Below are 24525 nucleotides of genomic sequence, written 5' to 3'. Positions count from 1 at the left end.
GGACCAGGGCAATGACGGATACCTCTCCCCACATCCAGACATCGCCGCCCACCCCGCCCGAGCAGTTCCACGAAACGATCCCGCTCACCGCGGAACACCTGCTCACCAACCGCCGCCCCGAGCCCGCCGGAGGATGGCGCCGTCTGGTCTGGCAGCTCTCCGGCAAGCGCATCATCCCCGCGGAGTCGGCGGCGGAACTGGAACGGCGCACGCTGATGGCGCAGGCCCAGACCCCCGTCGCGAGCGGGCACCACCGGATCGCGGTCATGAGCCTCAAGGGCGGGGTCGGCAAGACCACGACGACCGTCGCCCTCGGCAACACGCTCGCCTCCCTGCGCGGCGACCGGGTGATCGCGATCGACGCCAACCCCGACCGCGGGACCCTCGGCATCAAGGTGAAGTCCGAGACGGCCGCGACCATCCGCACCATGCTGGCCGAGGCCCCCCACATCCTGCGCTACGCCGACGCCCGCGCCTTCACCTCCCAGTCGCCGGCCCGGCTGGAGGTCCTCGCCTCCGACACCGACCCGGCCGTGAGCGAGGCGTTCAACGCCGAGGACTACCGCACGGTCGCCGGGCTCATCGAGCGCTACTACTCCATCTGCATCACCGACTGCGGGACCGGCCTGCTCCACGGGGCCATGGGCGCGACGCTCGAACTGGCCGACCAGATCGTGCTGGTCAGCCTGGTCGCGGTGGACGGGGCGAGTTCGGCCGCCGCGACGCTGGACTGGCTGACCGCCCACGGCCACGCCGATCTCGTCAAGAACGCCATCGTCGTGCTGAACGCCGTGGAACCCAAGTCCGACGTGGACCTGGACCTGCTGGAGCGCCACTTCACCTCCCGCTGCCGCGCGGTGATCCGCATCCCCTACGACCCGCACCTCAAGGAGGGCGCCGAGGTGGACCTGGTCCGCCTGCGGCCCACGACGCGGGGCGCGTACCTCCGCCTGGCCGCGGCGGCCGGGCAGACCTTCGGGCAGCGCCCCGACCGGAGCCACTAGTGCGGCCGGTCGCCGACGATCCCACGCTGAACTGGGATCTGGGCCCGCCGCCGAGCGCCCGGCGGCGGATGCTCATCGTGGTCGTCTCGATCGTGGGGACGATCCTGCTGGCGGCCGGGGCATGGCAGCTCCTTCGAACCGACTCCACCCCCGTGAACGCCTCCGCGCCGAAGGCCGTCGGGGACACCGTTCTCCTCGCCCCGCCCTCCGGCTACGAGGGCGCGGCCGGTTACCCCGTCGGGTTCCCCCGCACCGAGCTGGGCGCGGCCTCGGCCGCCGCCGCGGCGCTGGAGGCGGCGTGGACCCTGGACGCCGAGCAGGCCGAGCAGGCCGCGGTGCTGTACGCGCGTCCCGAGCAGCACGACGCGGCACGGGCCGGCGCCCGCGAGGCCGTCGCAGGATGGCGGGAGATCCTCGGCCTTCCCAAGGACGGGGCACTGCCCGACGGCGCCGCCATGCGGACGCGGACGATCGGCGTCCAGTGGCGAGCCCGCGCCCAGGATCAGGTGCTGGTCTCGGTCCTGGTCCAGGTGACCGCGACCAAGGGCGTCGGCGACACCGATCCCACCTATGCGAGCCCGTACGCCATGAGCCTGCTCATGGTCTGGCAGCCCGGCATGCGCGGTGCGAACCAGGGGGACTGGGTCAACGTCCCCGACCCCCTCGCCACCTCCGTGCCGCAGGTCGCCCTCCCGGGCACCCCGGAATTCACCGCCGCGGGCTGGAAACCCATCTCCGGCCCAGAGCCCACCCCATAGATCCAGGAAGAGCGATCAATGCCCCCACGCAGCTCGTCCCGGCGTGTCACCTTACTCTCCGGCCTTCTGCTGGCCGCGGTATCCGCGACGACAAGCGCGGTCATCGCCCAGCCGTGGGCCGCCCTGGCGGATCCCGGCGTGAGTTCGGGCTCACCGTCGCAGGAGTTCGCCGTCCCTCCCGCTCCCCCCGCCGCCCCGCCCCCCGCACGAGAGGAGTCCCCTCCGGAGACCACCGTCCCCGAGACCGGCAACACCTCCGGGCCGGACGAGAGGCCTCCCTCGAACCGCGACTCCGGCTCGACGCCGGACGGGAACCCGCCCGCGGAGGGCGGCTCACCCTCCCGCCCCGACCGGAACCCACCCACGGAGAACGCGTCACCTCCCGAGGCCCGCAGTTCCCCTCCCACGTCCCGTAGCCGTCCCGGCCAGCGGAACACCGCCCCCCGCACGGAGGAGGACGTTCCCGCCGAGCAGTTCTCCGCGCCTTCGCGGGAGAACGTGCGGACCAGGAACGCGGTACCGACGAACCCGCCGTCGAGGAGGGCACGCCCCACCGAGGAACCGCCCGTGAACACCAGGCCCACCGAGGCTCCACCGGCGGCTCCGAGGAACACCAGGCCCACCACTCAAGCGTCTCCGGAGACCAGGAGTGCCACCGAGGCGCCCCGGAAGAACACGGCGCCCACGAACGCGCCCCCGGAGACCAGGAAGGCCACCCAGGCACCGCCCAAGAACACGGCGCCCGCCCCGGCACCGCCCGGTAACACGAAGCCGTCGGCGACCTCCGCCCCGAACCCCCCGGCGTCGTCGGCCGGCGCCACCTCCTCACCCACGTCGAGCGCCACGGCGACCGGGAAGCCGCAACCGCCGAAGGCGACGCCCGAACCCCCCGGCCCCGAACCCTCCGACAAGGCCACCAAGCCCGCGCCGGACCCGTCGCCCACGCACCCGGGCCCCAAGCCCCCGGCCCCCAGCGCGACGGCGACAGCGACGGCGACCAAGCCGGCGCCGACCGCCACCGCCGCGCCCAAGCCCACCCGGTCGACGTCCCAGCGGCCCACCACCCCGCAGAAGGGGACGCCGAAGCCCTCGGCGAGCCCGACCTCCACTCTCACCGCCCCGCCGCGCACCGCCCCGCCGCGCACCGGTCCGCCGAGCTGGGCGACCAACGCGCCACGGCCCGCGCCCACGCGGACCGGCGCCTACGAGCCCTCCCTCCTGACCGAACCGGTCCAGAGCACCCGCTCCCCGATGGCCGCCCCGTCCCCGGCGCCCTCGATCCCCACCGTCCTGCCCCTGCCCCCGCTCAAGCGCTCCACCTCCGACTTCTGTAAGCCGGAGGACATCGCCTCGTGCTGGAGCCTCGCGCCCTGGCGGGGCCGTACCTCGGAATCCCCCGTCCTGCTGATCGCGAACCAGGAGCCGGCGGGCGCACCGCGCTGGGTGTTCGGGCCGCCGGCCTCACCCGCCCAGCCGCTGCCGAGCCCGACCGCGTCGTCGATCCCCAGCCCGACGAGCACCGGCTGCTGGAGCTTCAGCCCCTCCACACTCTGCGCCAGATCCTGGGAGGAGTAATCATGATCACCAGATCCCACGTGCGGGTGGCCGTACTCAGCATGGTGGCCGCGCTGACGGTGAGCACCCTCAGCGCGGCCCAGGGAGAGGTGGTCTCGGCGGCACCCTGCACCCCCGCCGCCACCGGCGAGGCCAGCGCCGCGCAAGCCCTCAACTGGGGCGCACCGTCCTGGTGCGCGGAGTTCGACGACTACCTCGACGAGTCCGACTGGGTGTTCTACGACTCGGCCGGGCACGCCGGCAACGGCCGCCGCTCCCCGCAGCAGCTCTACCTCGGCAACGGGGCGCTCTACCTGTACGGCCGCGAGGACGGGACCACGGCCGGCCTGGCCGCCCGTCACGACCAGGCCTACGGGCGCTGGGAGACCCGTATCCGCCTGTACCCGGGCGCCGGGTCGTACCACCCCGTCGCCCTGCTGTGGCCGAAGGAGGGCGGCGGCAACGTGCGGAGCTCCACCGGGGAGGAGATCGACTTCCTCGAGGTCATCGACGATCCGCAGAGGCAGCGGCCGAACTTCTTCCTGCACACCCCTCAGGGTCAGGAGCAGGCCCACGCCAACATCGACATGACCACCTGGCACACCTACGCCGTGGAGGTCACCCCCGACAGCGTCGTCGGCTACATCGACGGGCAGGAGTGGTTCCGCTCCGGCAACGCCACCCGCAGCTCGATGTCGGTCTGCCTGCAGCTGGACTGGTTCCCCGGCCAGGGCAGCTCGGGAGAGGCGTGGATGGAGGTCGACTGGCTCCGCATCTACCCGGCCTCGACGGGCACCGCGGGCTGAGTCCACCCGGCAGGACAGGAGGGTGCGGGATCCGTGGGAACGGGTCCCGCACCCTCCTCGCGTCTCCGGCGTCTCCGGCTTCCGAGACTCCCCCCGGTCCGAGAACTCAGCCCGGGAACCTCTTCAGGCGAGCTGGGCGCCCTGCAGTCCGGCGTAGGCGCCACGCAGCCGCATCAGCTCCTCGTGGGTGCCCACCTCCTCGATCCCGCCGTCGCGCATGACCACGATGCGGTCGGCGCCTCGGATGGTCGACAGCCTGTGGGCGACGACGAGGACCGTACGCCCGGCGACCAGGCGGGTCAGCGCCTCCTGGATGAGCGCCTCGGAGCGGGTGTCCAGGGCGGAGGTGGCCTCGTCCAGGATCAGCACGCGCGGGTCGCGGATCAGGGCGCGGGCGATGGCCAGGCGCTGGCGCTGCCCGCCCGACAGCCGGGCGCCCCGCTCCCCGACGACCGTGTCGAGGCCGTCGGGGAGCCGGTCGATGAACTCCAGCGCGTTGGCGTCCCTGAGCGCCCGCCGTACCCGCTCCTCGGAGACGTCGGCCATGCCGTAGGTGACGTTCTCCCTGATGCCGCCCTCGAACAGGATCGACTCCTGCGGCACGACGGACAGGAACCTGCGGTAGGTCCGCAGGTCCAGCGTCTCCATGTCGCGCCCGTCCAGCAGGATCCGGCCGGAGGTGGGCCGGAGGAAGCCGATGACGAGGTTGAGCACGGTCGACTTACCGGCTCCCGAGGGGCCGACCAGCGCGACCGTCTCGCCGGGGGTCACCGTGAGGTCGAACCCGGTGATCGCGGCCTCCTCTCCGTAGGAGAACCCGACGTCACGGAACTCGATCTCGCCGAGGACGGAGGCGACCTCCTCCTTGCCCGCGTTGTGCTCCAGGTCGGGCGCCTGGAGGACCTCGCCGATGGACCGTACGGACGCCAGCCCCTTGCTGATCATCGGAGTGAGGGTGAGCAGGGAGGTGACGGCGGCGGTGAGGGTGGCGAAGAAACTCGTGAGCATGACCACGTCGCCCGCGGTGATGGGGATGACCTGGTAGTAGGCGACGAGCGCGGAACCGGTGAGGAAGGCGACGCCGAGCGCGTTGAGCAGGATCCAGGCCAGTGAGCCGAAGCTGCCGTTGAGCAGGTCGAGCCGGAGGCCCTTGCGCAGCACCTTGGTCAGCGTGCCGTCGACGCGGTGCAGGGCGTCCTGCTCCAGGCCGTGCGCGCGGGTGATCGGGATGAGCGTGGTCATCTCGCTGACCCGGCTGGACAGCTGCTCGACCTCGCGGCGGAAGCTCTCGTTGTCGTCGCGCAGCCGGGTGCGCATGTGCATCACGAGCAGGGCCGCGGCGGGTACGACCACCAGGAAGACGGGGATCGCGGCGGGCACCTGCACGGCGATCACCACCAGGCCTCCGGCGAGCATGGTGAGCGCGGACAGTCCCATGTCGGCCGCCTGCTGGCTGGTCTGCTCCACGCTCTCGACGTCCCGGATGACCTTGGTCTGGAGTACGGCGGCGCTGACCCGCGCGTGGTAGCCGATGGAGAGCTGCTGCATGCGGCGGCAGAGCGCGGAACGCAGATTCGTCCCCATCCGGCGGATGGCGCCGTGCGTGCAGCGGACGTAGAGCAGGTGGAGGGGATAGTTGAGGAGCAGTAGGGCGAGCAGCACACTCGCGTTGACCCACAGGTGGGCGATCGGGGCGCGGGCGACCACGATGTCGACGACGTTGGCGGTGATCAGCGGCAACAACCAGGTCGGGCTGTGCTTGACCAGGAAGGCGAGCACCCCCGCGAACAGCCTGAGACGGTCCTCCCGGAAAAGGTAGGAGAGCGTGCGGATCGGGTGCTCACCGCGATAGCGGTGATCGAGAGCGCCAACCACAAATCCCCCAAATAGTGGCAAATCTCCGGCAATACTCTCGTACCAAGATTTCGCGCGCGTGACACGCCCCGGTGAATCGTCACGTGACGTCCCGCCGCGTGACCGCTCCCGGTCCGACCCCGCTCGACACGGGCCACGTGGCGCGGATCGTTCGGCACGGCGTACACGGCACACACCGCTCGGCACGGCATGCGCGGCACGGCATGCGCGGCACGGGCCGCTCGACACCGGCCGCTCGGCACGGACCGTTCAGCCCGTGGCGGCGGGAAGCCTCGCCTCCAGGATCTGGCCCGGCCAGTCTCCGACCTTGAAGCTCTCGGTCCTGGTGAAGCCCCGGCTCTCGTAGTACGCCACCAGCCGGCCGTCGTCGCCGGCGTAGCAGTCGACCCGCAGCAGCGCGACCCCCAGCGAGGCGGCCTCCGCGCGGGCGCGCTCCAGCAGGACGGCCCCGACCCCCCTGCCGTGGTGTCTCCGGTCGACGACCAGCCCCTGGACGTACAGCTCCGGCTCGGAGGCGGGCGGGACGTAGGGCATCGCGGTCCCCACCACCAGGCAGCCCGCGGGCCGGCCGTCGAGTTCGGCGATGCGCATCCCGCCGGACATCGCCCACGAGGTGATGTTCTCGACACGGGCCGCGTTGAGGGAGAACGGCTCGCTGCCCCACTGGCCGGTGCGGCCCAGGGAGGACAGCCACGCCACCGCGCCGTCGAACATCGCCAGGACGGCCGGTACGTCGCCGAGATACCCGTGACGGATAATCACCGGCGGATCGTAACAGGGAGCCGCACCCCTGCACAGGACAGGTGTATGTACCCTCACGCAGGGCAGACCCGCCCCGGACCAGCCGTACCGGGAGGTTAGTAAACTCTGCGACGGCCGGAATACGGCTCCTCGGTCACGGGCGCACGCCGTGGCCGCCTTCCCCCGGGAGTCACGTGAGCAGCGGGTTGATCGACGCATTCCCCGAACCGCCCCCCGAGCCGCCGGCGCCGCCCGCCCGGCGCTCGTGGCGGCCGCGCCGCAGGTGGTTGTGGTGGCTGGTGGCCGCCGTCACCGCCGTGGTGCTCGTGGCCGCGGGGACGGTGGCCGGCGCGTACGTCAAGCTGAGCGGCAACGTCAAGCACGTCGAGGTCTCGGCGGAGGACCTCGGGCGGCGCCCGGTCAAGGCCGCGGGCAAGGCGATGAACGTCCTGGTCGTCGGCTCGGACCAGCGGGGCGGCAAGAACGCGCGGTACGGCCGGGTGGCGGGCGAGCGGACCGACACGATCATGCTCGCGCACATCTCGCCGAAACGGGACAACGCGATGGTCGTCAGCTTCCCGCGCGACTCGATGGTCCAGCTTCCCGCCTGCCGGGCCAGGCAGGGACTGCCCGGGCAGCGACCGCACGTGGGCATGATCAACGAGTCGTTCAACTCCGGCGGCATCACCTGCACCTGGAAGACCGTCGAGTCGCTCACCGGCATCCACATCGACCACTTCGTGAAGGTCGACTTCACCGGCTTCAAGGGCATGGTCGACGCGGTCGGCGGCGTGGAGGTCTGCGTACCCGAGGCGATCAACGACAAGAAGGCCCTGCTCCACCTGACGGCCGGGCGCCAGAACCTCGGGGGTGAGCAGGCCCTGGGCTACGTCCGGGCCCGCTACAGCCTGGGCGACGGATCGGACATCGGGCGCATCCAGCGCCAGCAGATGTTCATCGCCTCCATGGTCAAGAAGGTCATGAGCGGCGAGACGCTCACCGACCCCACCCGGCTCTTCGGCTTCCTCGACGCGGCGACGAAGTCGGTCACCACCGACCCCGGCCTCACCCCGGGCGTCATGCGGGACCTGGCGACCAGCGCGCAGGGACTCGCCGCGGGGCAGATCCACTTCATCACCACCCCGTGGCGCTACTCGCTGGTCCACCCCGGCCGGGTGGAGTGGGTCCAGCCGCAGAGCGGCAGGCTGTTCAAGATCGTCGCGACGGACCGGGCGATCAGCGGCTCCGGGGTCAAGGGCGGCCAGAGCAGGGTGCCCCGGTCGAAGATCCAGGTCGAGGTGCGCAACGGGACCATGCGGTCCGGTTTGGCCACCCTGGTCGCCGTCCAGCTGGAGGAGCGCGGCTACCACGTCGCCAGGGTCGGCGACGCGTCGCGCAAGCCGTACCCGACGACCACGATCGCCTACTCACCGAACGGCGCCGCCAAGGCGCCCACCCTCAGCCGAGACCTGCTCGCCGCCAGGCCGCTGCCCGTCCGCCGGGCGACCACGGGCAGGCTCGTCCTGACGATCGGCGACGACTGGAAAGGCCTGAAGCCGCTCCCCCGCGGCGACAACGAGAGCCTGAAGGGATTCGACGCGACCCACGACTCGTGCGCCGGCGCCTGATCGTCCTGCCGGGAAGACTTCGCGGCGATCCGCAGGGGAACGAGCGACCTGCCGCGGAGGGGCCGGAGACCGCGACCACCCTCCGCGGCCCGGGCTCGTGGAAACCATGGCCCTCGCCGCCGAACGCGCTGAGAACTTGGCCACGCTTTGCCTGGGGATTAATACCCGTCCCCTATAAATGGTTAAAAGCGTCTTTAGGGAAGGAAAGCCGCTTTTCGGGGGGTATACGTATTGCGACGTCCGCGTTCGATCCGGGGTCGGGTGACCCTCATAGCGATCGTCGTGTTCGCCCTGGCCCTGGGGACGGGCGCGTTCGCGACGTGGCAGATCGCACAGAACAGGCTGGTGGCCGACCTCGTCGGCGCGACGGCCGTGGCAGCCAGGAAGACGGGCCTGGACATCCAGAAGGGCCGCCCGAACCCCGTCGTCCCCCCGGTCAACCGCATCGACCGCATCCAGGTCGTCGCGAACGACGGCCGGGTGGTCGCCGCCAGCCCCGCCATGCTCGGCTCGCCCCCGATCAGCCGGATGCGCCCGGTCGGCGGTGACATCCGCGTGGACGGGACGTCGTGCGTGGGCTCCTCGGCGGTGAAACGGGAGTGCTACATCACCGTGGGCCTCCGGATGGCCCACACCGTCTACGGCGACGTCATGGTCTACGCGGCGGCACCGGAGCCCCCGGTCCTCCGCACCAACTCCCTCGAGGTCGCGCTGGCGCTCTTCTCCCTGGGGCTTCTCGCGCTGCTCGGCTGGGGCACCTGGCATCTCGCCGGTCGTACGCTCGCGCCAGTGGGACGGATCCGTACCGAGATGGCCGAAATCACCGCCTCCGACCTCAGCCGCCGGATGCCCGTTCCCGAGTCCGGGGACGAGATGGCGCATCTCACCGAGACCATCAACGCGACCCTCGAAAGGCTGGAGCGGGCCGTGGAGAACCAGCGCCGATTCGCCTCCGACGCCTCCCACGAACTTCGCACCCCCCTGACCGGGCTGCGCACCAAACTCGAACTGGCGATCTCCGATCCGGAGGCGGAGAGCCCGCTGAGCACGATGTGCTCCGCGCTGAGGGACGTGGAACGGCTCCAGGCCATCGTCGAGGACCTGCTGCTGCTCGCCCGCCTCAACGCCGGCGTAGCAGGCCCGCCGGAGCCGGTCGACCTCGCCGAGCTGGTCACCTACGAGGCGAAGCGCCATTCGTCCCGGCACGAGCTGCTGCTGGAGCGCGCCCCCGGCGTCGTGGTGCGAGGCAGCAGGCTCCAGCTGGGCCGGCTGCTGACCAACCTGCTGGCCAACGCCGACCGGCACGCGGTGAGCGAGGTGCGGGTCCGGGTCCGGAGCGAGCGGGGCGAGGCCGTTCTGGAGGTCACCGACGACGGGCTCGGCATCCCTGCGGAAGAGCGGGAGCGGGTCTTCCAGCGGTTCACCCGCCTGGACTCGGCGCGCAGCCGCGACGCCGGGGGAACCGGCCTGGGCCTGCCCATCGCCAGGGACATCGCCGTGGCGCACTACGGCCGGCTCTACGCCGCCGACAGCACTACCGGCCGCGGCGCCCGGCTCGTCCTCCGCCTGCCGCTGTTGAGCGCGTTCCGCTCCTGAGCTCGCCACACGGCAGAGACGGACGCACCGCGACGAACCGCGGAAAGCGGTCCGACAAAGATGGCCGATATCTTTCATGTGTAAGAATCGGGTCATGCACAGGATCGTCACGCTCGCCCTGGACGGTGTGATCCCCTTCGAGCTGGGCATCCCGCCGCGCATCTTCGGCGGCGCCAAGGGCCCGGACGGCAGACGGCTCTACGAGGTGCTCACCTGCACCGTCGACGGCGCCCCCGTACGCACCGACGCCGACTTCTCGATCACGGTGGAGCACGGGGCAGAGGCCCTGGAGGGCGCGGACACCGTGGTGATCCCGGCCACCCACGTCCTCAGCACGACCTCCAGCGAGGGCAGGCTCCCCGAGCCCCTGGCCGCCGCGATCGCGCGTATCCGGCCGGGCACCCGCCTGGTCTCGATCTGCACCGCCGCCTACGTGCTCGCGGCGGCCGGACTGCTCGACGGTCGTCCCGCGACCACCCACTGGAGCAGCGCCGACCACTTCCAGAAGCTGTTCCCCAAGGTCAAGGTGAACCCGAGCGTGCTGTTCGTGGACGACGGGGACGTGCTCACCTCGGCCGGGGTGGCCGCGGGGATCGATCTCTGCCTGCACATCGTCCGGCGCGACCACGGCACCGAGGTGGCCAACCGCGTGGCCAGGCGATGCGTCGTCCCTCCGTGGCGCGACGGCGGCCAGGCCCAGTTCATCGAGCACCCGCTTCCCGCCCCGACCGCCGCGACGACCGCGGCGACCAGGGCCTGGGCGCTGGAGCGGCTGCACGAGCCGCTCCCCCTCAGCGAGCTCGCCGCCCACGCCCGGATGAGCCGCCGTACCTTCACCCGGCGCTTCCGCGACGAGATGGGCCTCAGCCCGGGGCAGTGGCTCATCCTGCAGCGGATCGAGCTGGCCCGGCGGCTCCTGGAGACCAGCGACCTGCCGGTGGACGGCGTCGCCCTGCGCTCGGGGTTCGGCACCGCCGCCTCGCTCCGCCAGCACCTGCAGGTGGCCATCGGTGTCTCACCGATGGCCTACCGCCGCACCTTCCGGCTCGTGGACGCCTGATCCGGCCACCGCAGGAGAGCCGCCACGGAAGAGAGGCCGTCACCGGCCGTGCCGGGAAACCGTCACTGGCCGCGGGCCCACTCCTTCTGCAGGCGGTCGGCCGCCTTCTTCGCGGTGGTCCGGCCATGGGCGACGTCGAGGATGGCGTCACCCTCGGCGCGCTCCAGGAAGACCTCGTCGGGGACGTTCAGGGAACCGCCGTCCCTGATGAGTTCCTGGATCGCGGCGTAGCCGTTCTTACCCTCCGGGGTGGCGAAGACGGACGAGTCCATCCGGAAGTCCTCGCGAGAGGGGACCATCGTCAGGTCTCCGGCCCAGCCGGAGACGCCCTCACCCGCGGTCAGGAACTCGATCAGCGTGGCCGCCTCGGCCACGTGCTTGGAACTTCTGGGGATGGCCAGGCCCACTTCGACCGTGCTGCGGACGGCGGGCTCGGCACCCGGCAGGATGGTCGGGAAGGGACCCGCGCCGACCTTCTTGACGGAGGCCTTCGTGGTCTCGCGGTAGGACGCGGACAGCATGGGGCTCCGGTCCGAGCCGTCCACCAGGAACAGGGCCTTGCCGGCGCGGAAGAGCTCGGCCGGGCGGTCGCCCTCGAGGGTCAGCCCCGACCTCGCCAGCACGCCCCGGTCGAACAACGACCCGTAGGCCGTCAGGGCCGAGACCGTCTCGGGGCCGTTCCACGGCTTGTCACCGGCCAGCAGGTCGTCGGAGAGGGTCGGCTGGGTCTGGCCCGCGATGGTGAACAGCAGTTCCTCCTGCCGGCGAGGCTCCCCGGAGAAGACGACCGGCCGGAGGCCGGGGATCTCCTTCTTGACCCGCATGACGATGGACTCCAGATCGGCGGCCGTCTCGGGGAAGGACTCCCCGAGCTCGGACAGGAGATTGGCGTTGTAGTACATGACCGCGCCGCCGCTGGACCCCATCGGGACGGAGTAGAGCTCGCCGTTCTTGGCGGCCTTTCTCGTCTGCTTCACCGCGCTCTTGTCGAGCTCTTCGACCCAGCCGCCGGAGACCTTGTCCTTCCAGTCGTCGACCGGGCGAAGCCGGTCGACGACCGCGCGGGTCATCGTCGGGACCTGGATGCCGACGACGTCGAGTGCCTCGTCACCGTCGAGCGCCTTGGGCAGCCGCTTGCGGTAGTCGGCCTCGTCGAAGGTGCGCAGCTCGACCTCGATGCTGGGGTTCGCCTGCTCGAACGCGGTGACCGCCTTCTTCAGCGCGGCCGCGGGCGGGGCGAAGGTCCAGTACTTCAGGGTGACGGGTCCGGCCGGCTTCCCTGGCTTCTTGGTCTCCTCACCGGCCTTGGGGACGGACTGCGCGACCGGCCGGCCGTCGACCGGCCCGCCCGCGCTGCAGGCGGTCAGCCCGAGGGCGAGGGCCGCGGTGGTCATGGCGAACGCACGAGCGGTACCACGCATGCATACCTCCAGCAGAATCACGGTGCGGGTGACGGTGTTCAGCCCAGCGGGGTCGATCACGGTCAATCTGGTCGATCCGGTCGATCCGGTCGATCACGAAAAATGATCTTATGTGGTCCTCTGCCGCGACAGAGGACCGTCAAACTCCCGACGGAGCCGCGTCCCCAGACCGCGACGGCGCTTCAGTCGGAGACGGCGCTCAGTGGCTCGGCGATGTCCTCCAGGCCCTTGCCCTCTGCCTTGACCCCGAGGAAGAGCTCCACCAGCCCGGCGGCGACCATGAGAGTCGCGCCGATGCAGAAGGCCAGCGCGGTGTCACCGGGCCTGCCGCTCTCGACGAGGCCGGCGAAGATCAGCGGCCCGGACACGCCGCCGACGAAGGTGCCGATCGCGTAGAAGAACGCGATGGCCATGGCCCGGGTCTCCATCGGGAAGATCTCGCTGACGGTCAGGTAGGCCGAGCTCGCCCCGGCCGAGGCGAAGAAGAGCACGACGCACCAGCAGGCGGTGAGCGTGGTCGCGGTCAGCACCTCCTGGTTGAACAGCCAGGCCGTGCCGAAAAGGAGCACCCCGGACAGGATGTAGGTGCCGGAGATCATCGGGATGCGGCCGATCGTGTCGAAGAACCGCCCGAGCAGGAGCGGGCCGAGGAAGTTGCCGACCGCGATGACGGCGAAGTAGTAGCCGGTCTCGGTCTCGATGCCGAAGAAGGTCGACAGGATCTGCGCGTACCCGAAGGTGATGGCGTTGTAGAGGAACGCCTGGCCGATGAAGAGCGACAGGCCGAGGACGGTGCGCTTGGGGTAGCGGGCGACCATGGTGTGCGCGATCCGGCCGAACCCGATGGACTTGCGCTGGTGGATGGTCATCGACTGCGAGGGCTCGTCGAGCTTGACGCCCTTCTCGCGCTCGACCTGCTTCTCCACCCCGTCGACCAGCCCCTCGGCCTCCTCGTCACGGCCGTGGATGAACAGCCAGCGTGGACTTTCCGGCACGTGCCTGCGCACCAGCAGGATGGCCAGGCCGAGCACCACGCCCATGCCGAACGCGACGCGCCAGCCGATGTTCAGCGGCAGGTTGTTGAGCAGCGGCACCGTCAGCAGCGCGCCGCCCGCGGCGCCGAGCCAGTAGCTGCCGTTGATGATGATGTCGATCCTGCCCCGGTGCCGGCTCGGGATGAGCTCGTCGATGGCCGAGTTGATGGCGGCGTACTCGCCGCCGATGCCGAACCCGGTCAGGAACCGGAACAGGAAGAACCACCAGGCGGAGAACGAGAACGCCGTCGCGGCGGTGGCGACCAGGTAGACGACCATCGTGATGATGAACATCTTCTTGCGGCCGAACCTGTCGGTGAGCCAGCCGAAGAACAGCGCCCCCAGGCACGCTCCGGCCACGTAGAGGGCGGCGGCGGTACCCGCGACCTGGGCCTGGGTGATCGCCAGGCCGCTGCCCTCCTTGGCCAGCCGGGCGGAGAGGTTTCCGACGATCGTCACTTCGAGACCGTCGAGGATCCAGACGGTGCCGAGTCCGATGATGACCATCCAGTGCCATCGTGACCATGGCAACCGGTCCAACCGCGCGGGGACCTTCGTGGTCACCGGTCCCGTCCGAACGTCGCTCATGGCAGCACCTGCTGCCCCCTCACGGCCGGCTCATACCGGAGTGATTTCCGTCGTTTCGTTGTTCTCCTCCCTCCCGTTTGCCCCCTTCACCTCCCCGTGATCAGGACAAATCACCGTGTTTTAGATACATTGCGCGAGCATGGGGAGACTTGACGCTGTTCAGGGAGATCAATGAAAGCCCGGATCACGGGCGTCGCGACGTATCTGCCGGAGCGGACCATGTCCAGCGCGGACGTCGAACGGCGGATCGAGGGCTACGTGCCCCACGGAGGCGTCGTCGAGCGGCTGACGGGAATCCGGCGCCGCCACGTGGCCCGCGACGACCAGCAGGCGTCGGACCTCGCCGCGGAGGCGGCCCGCGAGCTCGACCACTCCGACGTCGACCTGCTCATCTTCGCGTCGGCCTCCCAGGACATGGTCGAGCCCGCCACCGCGCACATCGTCGCGGCCAAGCTGGGACTCTCGTGCCCGGTGTTCGACGTCAAGAACGCCTGCAACAGCATGCTCAACGGGATCCAGATCGCCGAGGCGCTGATCCTCACCGGCGCGCACCGCAAGGTGCTGGTCTGTTCGGGTGAGATCCCGTCGCGGGCGATCCGGTGGCGGGTCAGGGACCGCGCGCAGTTCGTCGACTCGTTCGCGGGCTACACGCTGTCGGACACCGGCGCCGCGGTCACGGTCGCCGCCGACATGGAACGTGGCATTTTCTACCGCGACTTCGCGGCCGACTCCACGGCCTGGGCGATCGGCACCCTGCCCGGAGGCGGTTCGGCGCACCCCCGCGACCCCGAGTACTCCTACTTCCGCGGCGACGGGCGCAGGCTGAAGGAGGCCTTCGAGGCGATCGGCCCGGACATCTTCCTCAACGCGCTCAAGCGCACCGGCCTGACCTGGGACGACTTCGCCATCGTGGCGGTGCACCAGGTGGCGATGCCCTACCTGCGCTTCCTGGCCCAGGTGCTCGACATCCCCGAGGACAGGCTCGTGGTCAGCCTGCCCGAGCACGGCAACTGCGCCTCGACGACGCTGCCGCTCCAGCTCGCGCTGGGCGGCTGGCGGCCGGGCGACCGGGTGGCGCTGCTCGGGCTGGGCGGCGGCATCAGTACCGGTGTGATGCTGGCGGAGATGTGATGGACCTCTGGGTGATCGTCCCCGCCTACAACGAGGCCCCCGGCATCGAGGCGACGCTGCGGGCGCTGGCCGAGCAGGACGACCGGGACTTCACGCTGCTCGTGGTGGACAACGCGAGCACCGACGACACCGCCGAGGTCGTACGGCGGCACGGCGTCCAGGTGGTCGTCGAGACGAGGAAGGGCACGGGCGCCGCCTCCGACACCGGCATGCGCCACGCCATCGCGCACGGGGCGACCCACCTGGCCAGGACCGACGCGGACTGCCTGCCCCGCCCCGACTGGGTGCGCAACATCCGGCGGGCCTTCGGCGACGGGCTGGAGATGGTCGGCGGGCAGTTGCGGCCCCGGACCGACGAGTTCCGGCTGAAGTTCTGGGAGCGCCACCTCATCCCGTTCGTGGTGGAGGTGGCGGCGACCTTCGGCCGCTTCCGGCCCGGCAACAGGGACCCGCGCTACCGGGGCCCGTACGTGATGATGCCCGGCGCCACCCTGGCCATCACCGCGGACCTGTACGAGCGCGCGGGCGGCTTCCCCAGGACCGCGATCGAGGAGGTCCACGAGGACCGTGCCCTGGTCAACCGGGTGCGTACCCTCACCCCCGCGTACGCCTCGCGTCGCGACGTGGTGGTCTTCGGCTCCGTGCGCAGGCTGCGGGCCTACGGCCTCGCGGGCACCCTCGCCTGGTACGCCGACCACCACTACCGGCCCGAAGTGATCGACGTCCGGTGAGGCACGAGACCCGCCTCTACCTGGCCGCCCACCCCTTCGCCTACCCGCTCATGCGGCTGCTGGCCCGGCTCGGGCCCGTGGTGCGCGTCCCCGGGCTGGGAGTCGTGGTCAACGACGCCGCCGTCGCGCGGGCCGTGCTGATGGACGAGCGGTTCCGCAAGGACGGCCCCGGATCCCCCGGCGACCTGTGGACACCCGTGCTCGGCCCCTCCGTGCTGCTCAACATGGAGGGACCCGGCCATCTCGCGCTCCGCAGGAAACTGATGCCGCTGTTCACCACCGGGTACGTGTCCGCGCTGGTGGACGACGTGCTCCGCGACCCGCTCGACGATCTCTCCGCGCGCCTGGAGCGGGGCGAGACGGTCGACCTGGTGGACGCCATGCGGCTGATGGCCGGGGCGGTGATCTGCCGGGTGATCGGGCTGGGCAAGGTCTCCGAGGCGCGGGCCAGGGAGCTGTTCGCGGACGGGGAGCGGGTCGTCTCGATGGTCTCGCTGCGCTCGCGGCGGCTGTCGGACCGGCAGGTGGCCGTCGCCAGGCGGGTGCTCGACCGGATCGGGGACATCGCGCAGGCCGCCTACGAGGCCGGGGACGAGTCCACGGTCATGGGCCGGATGCGGGCGCAGGGGCTGTCCGCGGCCGAGGCCAGGGGCGCGGCCGGGGCGTTCTTCCTGACCGGTACCGAGACCGTCGCCACGTTCGTCCCCCGGCTCGTCGCCCTCCTGCACGACCACCGGACCCCGGTCGGCGACCTGGACGTGGTCATCGAGGAGGCCATGCGGGTCACCACGCCGACCCCGCTGATGCTGCGCTCGGTGGCCGCTCCGGCGCGCGTCGGCGGGACGCGGGTGCGCCCCGGCGACCGGGTGCTGATCGTCACCCACAACTGCGCCAGGGCGTACGGCCCGTTCGACCCCTCCCGCGCCCACCCGCCCGAGCTGCGCAGGCTCTGGTTCGGCGCGGGGCCGCACTTCTGCATCGGCTACCCGCTGGCCCTGGCGGAGATCCGGGCGGTGGCCTCGGTCCTGCTCTCCCACCGGCTTCGCGTCGTACGGCGACGCGCGGCCAGGGGGGTCCTCATCCCGACCTACGAGCACCTGTGGGTCGGCCGGGCCGGTGCCGCGTGAACGACATCAACGACATCAACGACATCGTCAGCGGGATCATGGCGGTCGCCGCGCGGGAGCCGGGGCGGACCGCCATCGTCGACGGCCGGAGCCGCGAGATCGCCTACGGTGAGCTGGCCCGCCGGGTGTCGGCGGTCCGCGACGCGATGGGCGGGCCGGCGCCGGAGGGCCGAGGACGTCCGGGATCCGGGGCGGGTCCGGAGAACGGGGAGCGAGCGGAGGGCCGGACGCGGCGGGGATCCGGGATGCGGCCGGGGGACGGGGTGCTGTTCGCGGTGCGGCCCGGGGTCGACGCGGTGACGCTGGCGCTGGGGGCGGTGGCGGCGGGCGGGACGCTCGTCCTCGCGGACCCCGGCCTGGCGCCCGACGTGCTCGCGGCCCGGATGGCCGCGACCCGCCCCGCGTGGGTGGTCAGCGAGTCCCTGCTCCACACCCTGAGCGGTCCGCTCAGAAGTCTGGCCCGCCGCCGGGGCCTGCTCCTGCCGGACCTCGCGAACCCCCTTCCCGGCCATCCCGTCCGCCACCTGTACGCGGGCCCGTGGCTGCCGGGAGTCCCCCGAGGGGCGCTGCGGCTCTCCCGGATCCTCCGGTCGTCCGGCGGCCCCACCGGCCCGGCCGGTCGGGGCGGTCGGGGCGGTCGGGGCGGCGAGGCCGCCGGCCGGGAGGCCGGTCCCGCGACCGGTCCGGCGGCGTACGGGACAGACCCGGACCAACCAGCGGCGGTGATCTTCACTTCGGGTACCACGGCACGCCCCCGAGGGGTGGTGCACACCCGGGGATCTCTCGCGGCCGGGCTGGAGATGTTCCGGAGCGTGTTCCCGCTGGGTCCCGGTGACGTCGTGCACACCGACCAGCTGATGCTCGGACTCCCCGCCCTGCTCGCCGGGGCGACCTGGTCCCTGCCCGGGGGCGGTGACCTCGCCGCGGAACTGGCCGCGCGACGGGCCACCCACACCTTCGCCGTCCCTGTCCACCTGGACAGGCTGCTGCGCGAGACCCCCAGGCTCCCCGCGACCCTCCGCTACCTCCTGCTCGGCGCCGCCCCGGCCCCGCCGGGCGTGCTCCGCCGGGCGATCGAGGCCGGGCCCGAGGTCCTGTCGGTCTACGCGATGACCGAGGCGCTCCCCATCGCGATCGCGTCCGCCCGGGAGAAGCTGGCCCAGGACGGGGGAGATCTGCTCGGGGTGCCTCTGCCGGGCGTCGGCGTCCGGATCGCCGAGGACGGCGAGCTGTTCGTCTCCGGCCCCCACCTCGCCCAGCGCTATCTCGGCGAGGAGCCGCTGCGGGAGATCGCCACCGGCGACCTGGTCCGGCTCGAAGGAGACCGGCTGGTGCTGCTCGGCCGGAAGAAGGACATGATCCTCCGCGACGGGGTCAACATCTACCCGGGCCTGTACGAGTCCGGTGTCGCGGCGCTGCCCGGGGTGGCCGAGGCCGCGATCGTCGGGCTCCCCGACCCCGAGACCGGGGACGAGGAGGTCGTGCTGGCCGTCGTTCCCGCGGACGGCTACGACGAGGGCCTGCTGCGAAGGGCGCTTCCCGAGATCGTGGACGCCGCGGCCCTGCCCGACCGGATCGAGCCGCTCGACGCCTTCCCCCGCTCGGGCAGGGCCGACAAACTCGACCGGGCCGCCCTGCGGGACCTGGTCGCCCGCCGTGCATAAGCGGCCCGTGCCTGAGCCCGCCGTGCCTGAGCCCGCCGTGCCGGAGAGGGCCGTGCCTGAGCAGGCCGCGCTTGAACGGGCCGCCGGGCCTCACGGGCCTGGCGGGCCCACCGGGCGGCCACCGAGGATCGCGGTGACGGGCGCCTCCGGATTCGTGGGGGGCGCGGTCTGCCGCGCGGCCGTGGCACGGGGCTGGACGGTGTCGGCCCTCGGCAGGCGGCCCCGGGTGGACGGCGGGCACGTCGGCGGTGCTCCGTACACATCGTGGGATCTTCTCGGCCCCCGGCCCGTGACGTTCCCGGGGGAGGTGGACGTGGTGATCCACTGCGCCGGGAGCGTCACGGACTGGGGGCCGCCGCGTGACATCTGGGCCGCCAACGTGGACGGCACCCGCAACGCCGCCGCCGCCTTTCCCGGCGCCAGGTTCGTGCACGTCAGCACGGCGAGCGTCTACGACCCGTTCCTGCCGACCGTGATGGCCGCCGAGGACGCCGCCCCGGTCGGGCGGTACGCCAACGCGTACGGCGCCTCGAAGGCCGCCGCGGAGCGGTGCCTGGAGCGGGCGGTCATCCTGCGGCCGCACGCGGTCTACGGCAGGGGGGACACCACGCTGCTCCCCCGGGTCCTCGGCGCGGTCCGGGGCGGCAGGCTGCTCGCGGTGGGCGACGGACGCCAGCGGGTCAGCCTGACCTCGGTGGACAACCTGGTCCAGGCCTGCCTGCTCGCCGCCGAGGGCCCGGTCGACCACGGCGTCTTCAACGTGACCGACGCGGAGCCCGTCGTGCTCGACGACGCCCTGCGCGCGATCCTCGGGGAACGCGGCATCGACGCCGAACCGTACTACCTGCCGCTCGCGCTGGTGGACCCCCTCGCCGCCGTCGCCGAGACCGTGTCACGGCTGCTCCGGCGCCCGCGCCCGCCCCGGCTGACCCGCTACGCCGCGGGCCACCTGGCCGTCGAGCGGACCCTCGACATCACCGCCGCGCGCACCCGGCTCGGCTATCACCCCTCGGGAACGTCCTTCGAGGGTTCCGCGGACTGGTGAGCGCGGGCCTCGAACGCCGCCGCCGCGAGCCTGGAACGGATGAGCCTGCCCCTGACGAAGAAGGTCGCCGCCGCCATGAGCAGGCCCAGCGTGAAGATCATCCGAAGGCCGTTCCTCAGGAAGGCGGTCAGCGCGTCGAATATCGCGACCACGGCGGCGTACGACAGGCCACCGGCGACGGCACCGGGCAGGTAGACGTTGCGAACCGCGGACATGGCGATCGCCAGCGCGAGCATGCTCGCGGCCAGGCCGAGCCCGGCGCCGATCAGCGCGGTGCACCGGTCGCGGATCAGGGCCACCCCCGCGACGATCAGGACCGGCGACAGGCCCAGCAGGACCCATCTCAGCGAGATCAGCTCGTCGTAGCCCTTGTCGATCGTGACCATGGCGGAGGTGGGCAGCAGCGGGGTGACGGGGTGCGCCTCGGGCAGGCGCGAGGCGTCCCCCATGCCGGCGACCTGCAACCTCCGCTTGACCAGCTCGTACACCGGGGCCAGGTCGTAGCCGACACCGTCTTCCTGCACGTCTTCCTGCACGCCGGTGTTCGGGGAGTGGCCCAGGATCGCGAGGAACCGGCGGTGCGTCAGCTTGTTGATGTCCACCCAGGCGACGGCGAAGTCGTCGTTGACGCCGGCCTTCACCGTCTCGCGGATGAGCTCCCCGCCGACCGAGACCCCCAGCCCGCGCAACCGCACGACGATCTCGTCGGTGACGCGATTCGTGACGGCGCTCTTGACGGCCGGGTGAGCGGCCAGTGGGGTCACGTTGCGGAGGTAACGGCTGGGGTCCGCGATCTCGTTAGCCGCCCAGTGGGCGGTGAGGGCGAAGGGAGCGAGGAGGCATCCGAGCGCGATCAAAATCGAACCGATCACTCTACGCACGGGGCCCCCTAACCGCTTTACCTGGGAATCCCCGCGTTTGCCGGGCAAAACCGGTTACGGACTCTTTTTGACGCGAACTTGGGGATCAGCGTCATCGCGACGGCGAGATCTGGTTTACAAACCTTGACCCACCACCCCCAGCGCGTCGAACAACCACATAGCCGATTCAACCGAAAACCGTTACTAACCTGCGACGTATTGGGCTGACGGACAGGAGATGTCACGGCTATGGCAGGCAATACGGGGCGAACAGGCGTCGGATCGAGCCTGGCACTGACGCTGGGATCGGCCGTTCTGTGGGGCCTGGCCCATATCTGGGTGGGCCGCCGCCTGACCGGCGCCTTCCTGATGGGCATCGAGCTCACCCTCGCCGGAGCCGCCGCGACCGCCGTGCTGACCGCCGGGCCCTCCCTGCTCTCCCTCGCCGTGCAACCGGCCTGGCTCTGGGTCTTCGCGCTCACCGCGATGCTGGTCGCCACGGTGGCCGTCGCCGTGATCATCCGCTCCTACCTGCTGGTACGGCCGGAGACGGCGCCCCCCGCGGCCAAGTACCTCTCGGCCGCCGCCATCGGCGTGCTGTGCGTGCTGGTGATCTCTCCCATGGTCTACGCGGCCCGGCTGGCCTACGTCTCCCACAACGTGGTGACCTCGGTGTTCGCCGAAAGTGTCACGCCGCTCCCGGTGGACCCCTGGAAGGGCGTGGACCGGCTCAACATCCTGCTCGTCGGCGCGGACGCGGCGGCCAACCGGGTCGGCGTACGCACCGACAGCATGACCGTGGCCAGCGTCGACACCCGGACCGGCGACACCGTGCTGTTCGGCCTGCCCAGGAACCTGGAGGACGTCCCGATGCCGCCCGGCCCGGCCCGCGACCGCTTCCCCTACGGCTTCCAGGGCGAGCCGCCGTACACGCCGGGCCTGCTCAACGAGGTCTACCAGTACGCCGAGGACTACCCCGAGATGGTTCCCCGGCAGAACAAGCGGCACCGCGGCCCGACGCTCCTGAAAAGGACGATCAGCGGCATCCTCGGGCTCGACATCCCCTATTACGCGATGGTCGACATGAGGGGTTTCGTGGAAATCGTCGACGCGATAGGCGGCGTGCGGGTCCGCATCAAGGACCCCATCGTGTACGGCAGGCAGAACGAGGGCCTCATCGAGGCGGGCAGGCGGAAACTCTCGGGCGAGGAGGCGCTCTGGTACGGCAGGTCCCGCACCGACAGCGACGACTACGTGCGGATGGGCCGCCAGAAGTGCCTGCTGAACGCCGTCGCCAAACAGGCCGATCCGATGGCGGTCTTCCAGAGCTTCGAGAAACTGGCCACCGCCGCCGTCGACGCGATCTCCACCGACATCCCGCGACAGCTGCTGCCCGACCTGGTCGAGCTGGCGGAGAAGGTGAAGGACTCCAGGATCAGGAGCCTCCAGTTCGTCCCCCCGCTGATCTACTCGGGCGCGCCCGACTACCACCTGATCAGGCGCGAGGTCATCGCCACCCTGACGGCGCCGCCCGCCCCGCCCCGTTCCGTGCCCGCGCTGCAGGCCGGGAACCGGAGGAACGCGGGCGAACGCGCCGAGACGAACGCCGTCATCCTCGACTCCGCCTGCCACTGACGACCCAGCGGGCCGACGAACCGGTGGGCTGACGAACCGGTGGGCTGACGGGCTGTCGACCTGGCGGGCTGACGGGCTGACGGGCTGACGACCCGACAGGCCGGCGAACCGGCGAACAGGTGAACCGGCGGACAACACCCTCGGCGTGTCCGGCGCGTTGAGAGCACCCATGAGGGTCGGAATGCTGTTATGGAGTGATTACTTAGTGTCATCATGGAGGTTCGAGGATGAAACGTCATCTGGCGAGCGTGGGTCTGCTCGCCGCAATCGCCGTACCCGCCCTTGGATGGCCCCTCGCCTGGGCCGATCCGGTCCCCTCGGTCTCCATCTCCCTCGACGACGGGGCGAGGGAGACCGCTCCGGGCGCGGAGAACACGTACACACTCCGCATTAGCAACCAGGGGACCGCCCAGCTGAGGCGCGTCCTCCTGGTGCAGTCCCTGCCGCCGTCGATGACCTTCGTGAAGGCCGACGCCGGAGGGCGGGTGAAGCAGGGCAAGGTGGCGTGGACGGTGAACGTCCCGCCCCAGAAGGACGCCGTCGTCCACGTGAGCGCCCGGGTCGGCGCGGTCGCGGGGGCCGCGGTGCAGAACCTGGCGACGACGGCCTGCGCCCGCAGGAGCGCTACCGGACCCGTGCTGGTCTGCGCCACGGACATCAACACCGTAGCCGCGCCGGAGAAGCCGGCCGACTGGGTCCTGCCGGTCTCGCTGGCCTCCGCAGCCGTCGCGGGACTGGTCACCGGCGCGTTCCTGCTCCGTCGACGCCGTCGGGTCCAGCCGGTCTGATCCGGCGCGCCGAGAGCCCGGCTAGGGCCTCCCTCGCCGGGCACGCAGCCGCGGGGCCAGACCGAGGCCGAAGAGCAGGAGTCCCGCCAGGACCGGCCAGAACGGCAGGCCCGTGAACGGCAGCGAGGGACCGGACGGCTCCACGCGAGACCAGCCGGCGGGGCAGGGGACCGAGAAGGACCGTCCCCGCCCCGGCACGCACGACGGGTCGGAGGGCGGCCCCGGCACCCGCGCGGGCACCGGCGTCCGCTCCGGGCGGGGAGCAGGCGTTCCCCCCGAGGGGGAGGCGGACGCCTGTGCAGGACCGGGAACCGGCGCGGGCTCGGGTACCGAGCCGGGAGCGGGAATCGGCGCGGAACCCGGGTCGGGTGCTGTGTCGGATGCGGTGTCGGATGCGGTGTCGGATGCGGTGTCGGATGCGGTGTCGGGGATGGTCTCGGATGCCGGGGCGGAGCCGTCGGCGGCCGCCGGGGCGGGGGCGGTCTCCACCGGCCGCCTCTCGCAGCCGGGGCCGGCCGACCCCGCCGGGCAGCCGGACCCGGGTTTCGCGTCCACCGCGACGTCACCCGGCTCGGGCGCCTCGGGTGCGGGCGCCCCGGTGCTCGCCGTCCCCTCGACGGCGACCCGCTGCGCGCAGCCGAGACCCGCGCCTGGAACGGGAGCGGCGAGCCTGGCGGACCACGGTGCCGGGTTCGGGCAGTTCGTCCCGCCCCCGGGAGCCTGGACGGCGCTGTCCAGCACCCCGTCCCCGGTGGCCGGGATGCCGACGGTCACGCTGTAGGTGATCGTGACCGTCTCGGCCACCGGGATGTCGCCGGTCCAGGCCAGCCTCGGCGCGCCGTACGAGACGGTGCCTCTCGTGACCCGCGCGTCGCCGTTGTAGGCCGCGTCGTCGAGGACCCGGGAGAGTTCTCCGGTGAGCGTGGCCCCCGGATAGACGGCGTTGCCGACGTTGCCGACGGTGATCGTGTAGGTGACCACCTGGCCGGGAGCCGCGGTCTCCCTGTCGGCGGTCATGAGGACGTACAGCAGCGGCAGGCCGGGCGCGCCGAGGTTCCCGCAGGCGGGATCGGCGGAGCCGGCCGCGCAGTTGGACCCCTCGGGACCGACCAGCTCGCCGGAGAGGCGCAGGTCCCCCGCCGGAGGGTCGTCCACCGTGACGCCGTAGGTGACCGTCACCGTCTGACCGGCTGCCACGTCACCGGTCCAGGTCACCTCGGGCGCGGTGAAGGAGACCGTCCCCGAGGTGGCCGACTGGTCGTGGTCGAAGTGCGCGTCGTCGAGCAGGCCCGACAGGTCGTCGGTGAAGGTGAAGTTCGACCGACCGGTATCACCGGTGTTGCGAAGTCTGACGGTGTAGGTGACCTTCTGGCCGGGCTTGGCGAGGATGGGCGAGGCCGTCTTGGTGATCTCGACCTTCGACTCACCACCCGCCGACTCCTCGACCCCAGGCTCACCACCCACCGACTCGCCACCCGC

21 protein-coding genes are annotated in these 24525 nt (G+C 71.7%); 13 read left to right on the top strand and 8 right to left on the bottom strand.

The features are described 5' to 3' along the window. Nucleotides 1-11 precede the first annotated feature (11 nt). On the top strand, nt 12-1004 hold the full coding sequence (locus ACTOQ2_RS20930) for a nucleotide-binding protein (RefSeq protein ID WP_440101491.1): 993 nt from the start codon (nt 12-14) through the stop codon (nt 1002-1004). Next, entirely contained in the window at nt 1004-1762 is a 759-nt protein-coding gene (locus ACTOQ2_RS20925; protein ID WP_440101489.1) for a hypothetical protein, read from the top strand. Before ACTOQ2_RS20930 ends, ACTOQ2_RS20925 begins: the two co-directional genes overlap by 1 nt. 626 nt (nt 1763-2388) lie before the next feature. Here the strand turns inward: ACTOQ2_RS20925 and ACTOQ2_RS20920 are convergent. Both ACTOQ2_RS20920 and ACTOQ2_RS20915 read right to left on the bottom strand, forming a co-directional pair. Then, complete coding sequence (locus ACTOQ2_RS20920; RefSeq protein WP_440101486.1) at nt 2389-2952, bottom strand: hypothetical protein; 564 nt, start codon at nt 2950-2952, stop codon at nt 2389-2391. 12 nt (nt 2953-2964) lie between these two features. After that, nucleotides 2965-3309 carry a hypothetical protein gene (locus ACTOQ2_RS20915; RefSeq protein ID WP_440101485.1) on the bottom strand — a complete coding sequence of 115 codons (345 nt, stop codon included), beginning with the start codon at nt 3307-3309 and terminating at the stop codon, nt 2965-2967. Between the two features lie 30 nt (nt 3310-3339). Here ACTOQ2_RS20915 and ACTOQ2_RS20910 point away from each other — a divergent pair, with 30 nt between their 5' ends. Then, entirely contained in the window at nt 3340-4122 is a 783-nt protein-coding gene (locus ACTOQ2_RS20910; RefSeq protein WP_440101483.1) for a glycoside hydrolase family 16 protein, read from the top strand. 123 nt (nt 4123-4245) lie between these two features. On the opposite strand, the gene ACTOQ2_RS20905 is transcribed toward ACTOQ2_RS20910, so the two are convergent. Both ACTOQ2_RS20905 and ACTOQ2_RS20900 read right to left on the bottom strand, forming a co-directional pair. Next, a complete protein-coding gene (locus ACTOQ2_RS20905; RefSeq protein ID WP_440101481.1) occupies nt 4246-5997 on the bottom strand; it encodes an ABC transporter ATP-binding protein in 1752 nt (583 codons plus the stop codon). Between the two features lie 249 nt (nt 5998-6246). After that, on the bottom strand, nt 6247-6759 hold the full coding sequence (locus ACTOQ2_RS20900; RefSeq protein WP_440101479.1) for a GNAT family N-acetyltransferase: 513 nt from the start codon (nt 6757-6759) through the stop codon (nt 6247-6249). Between the two features lie 173 nt (nt 6760-6932). On the opposite strand from ACTOQ2_RS20900, the gene ACTOQ2_RS20895 reads away from it, so the two are divergent. The 3 genes from ACTOQ2_RS20895 (at nt 6933) to ACTOQ2_RS20885 (ending at nt 11022) form a co-directional block, all read left to right on the top strand. Then, entirely contained in the window at nt 6933-8366 is a 1434-nt protein-coding gene (locus ACTOQ2_RS20895) for an LCP family protein (protein WP_440101478.1), read from the top strand. Between the two features lie 261 nt (nt 8367-8627). Next, nucleotides 8628-9962 carry a sensor histidine kinase gene (locus ACTOQ2_RS20890; protein ID WP_440101476.1) on the top strand — a complete coding sequence of 445 codons (1335 nt, stop codon included), beginning with the start codon at nt 8628-8630 and terminating at the stop codon, nt 9960-9962. A gap of 94 nt (nt 9963-10056) precedes the next feature. Continuing rightward, entirely contained in the window at nt 10057-11022 is a 966-nt protein-coding gene (locus ACTOQ2_RS20885) for a GlxA family transcriptional regulator (RefSeq protein WP_440101474.1), read from the top strand. 62 nt (nt 11023-11084) lie between these two features. Here ACTOQ2_RS20885 and ACTOQ2_RS20880 read toward each other — a convergent pair whose 3' ends face one another. Both ACTOQ2_RS20880 and ACTOQ2_RS20875 read right to left on the bottom strand, forming a co-directional pair. Further along, nucleotides 11085-12443, bottom strand: a complete 1359-nt coding sequence (locus ACTOQ2_RS20880; protein ID WP_440101472.1) for an ABC transporter substrate-binding protein — start codon at nt 12441-12443, stop codon at nt 11085-11087. Nucleotides 12444-12625: 182 nt separating this feature from the next. Further along, the gene (locus ACTOQ2_RS20875; RefSeq protein ID WP_440101470.1) at nt 12626-14065 is read right to left on the bottom strand and encodes an MFS transporter; all 1440 of its coding nucleotides are present in this window, start codon (nt 14063-14065) and stop codon (nt 12626-12628) included. A gap of 171 nt (nt 14066-14236) precedes the next feature. Here ACTOQ2_RS20875 and ACTOQ2_RS20870 point away from each other — a divergent pair, with 171 nt between their 5' ends. From ACTOQ2_RS20870 to ACTOQ2_RS20850, 5 genes are all read left to right on the top strand, one after another. Continuing rightward, nucleotides 14237-15196 (top strand): 3-oxoacyl-ACP synthase III family protein, encoded by a 960-nt coding sequence (locus tag ACTOQ2_RS20870; RefSeq protein WP_440101468.1) that lies wholly within the window; start codon nt 14237-14239, stop codon nt 15194-15196. Beyond that, nucleotides 15196-15927, top strand: a complete 732-nt coding sequence (locus ACTOQ2_RS20865) for a glycosyltransferase (RefSeq protein ID WP_440070596.1) — start codon at nt 15196-15198, stop codon at nt 15925-15927. The genes ACTOQ2_RS20870 and ACTOQ2_RS20865 overlap by 1 nt, the downstream gene beginning before the upstream one ends. Continuing rightward, nucleotides 15924-17054, top strand: coding sequence for a cytochrome P450 (locus tag ACTOQ2_RS20860; protein ID WP_440101466.1), 1131 nt, complete (start codon nt 15924-15926; stop codon nt 17052-17054). The genes ACTOQ2_RS20865 and ACTOQ2_RS20860 overlap by 4 nt, the downstream gene beginning before the upstream one ends. After that, on the top strand, nt 17051-18718 hold the full coding sequence (locus tag ACTOQ2_RS20855) for a class I adenylate-forming enzyme family protein (RefSeq protein ID WP_440101465.1): 1668 nt from the start codon (nt 17051-17053) through the stop codon (nt 18716-18718). The genes ACTOQ2_RS20860 and ACTOQ2_RS20855 overlap by 4 nt, the downstream gene beginning before the upstream one ends. A gap of 133 nt (nt 18719-18851) precedes the next feature. Further along, nucleotides 18852-19763 carry an NAD-dependent epimerase/dehydratase family protein gene (locus ACTOQ2_RS20850; protein WP_440101463.1) on the top strand — a complete coding sequence of 304 codons (912 nt, stop codon included), beginning with the start codon at nt 18852-18854 and terminating at the stop codon, nt 19761-19763. On the opposite strand, the gene ACTOQ2_RS20845 is transcribed toward ACTOQ2_RS20850, so the two are convergent. Beyond that, nucleotides 19721-20644, bottom strand: coding sequence for a hypothetical protein (locus ACTOQ2_RS20845; protein WP_440101461.1), 924 nt, complete (start codon nt 20642-20644; stop codon nt 19721-19723). The two genes, ACTOQ2_RS20850 and ACTOQ2_RS20845, sit on opposite strands and share 43 nt — an antisense overlap. Before the next feature lie 228 nt (nt 20645-20872). On the opposite strand from ACTOQ2_RS20845, the gene ACTOQ2_RS20840 reads away from it, so the two are divergent. Further along, the gene (locus tag ACTOQ2_RS20840; protein ID WP_440101460.1) at nt 20873-22258 is read left to right on the top strand and encodes an LCP family protein; all 1386 of its coding nucleotides are present in this window, start codon (nt 20873-20875) and stop codon (nt 22256-22258) included. Between the two features lie 227 nt (nt 22259-22485). Beyond that, a complete protein-coding gene (locus tag ACTOQ2_RS20835; protein ID WP_440101458.1) occupies nt 22486-23046 on the top strand; it encodes a hypothetical protein in 561 nt (186 codons plus the stop codon). 21 nt (nt 23047-23067) lie between these two features. Here the strand turns inward: ACTOQ2_RS20835 and ACTOQ2_RS20830 are convergent, their stop codons facing one another. After that, the gene (locus tag ACTOQ2_RS20830; RefSeq protein ID WP_440101456.1) at nt 23068-24510 is read right to left on the bottom strand and encodes a hypothetical protein; all 1443 of its coding nucleotides are present in this window, start codon (nt 24508-24510) and stop codon (nt 23068-23070) included. Between the last annotated feature and the right edge of the window lie 15 nt (nt 24511-24525).

This window comes from Streptosporangium sp. H16, assembly GCF_051918855.1.
GTDB lineage: Bacteria > Actinomycetota > Actinomycetes > Streptosporangiales > Streptosporangiaceae > Streptosporangium.
Note: the sequence above shows the minus strand (reverse complement) of the source record. Positions and strands in the feature narration are given on the sequence as shown.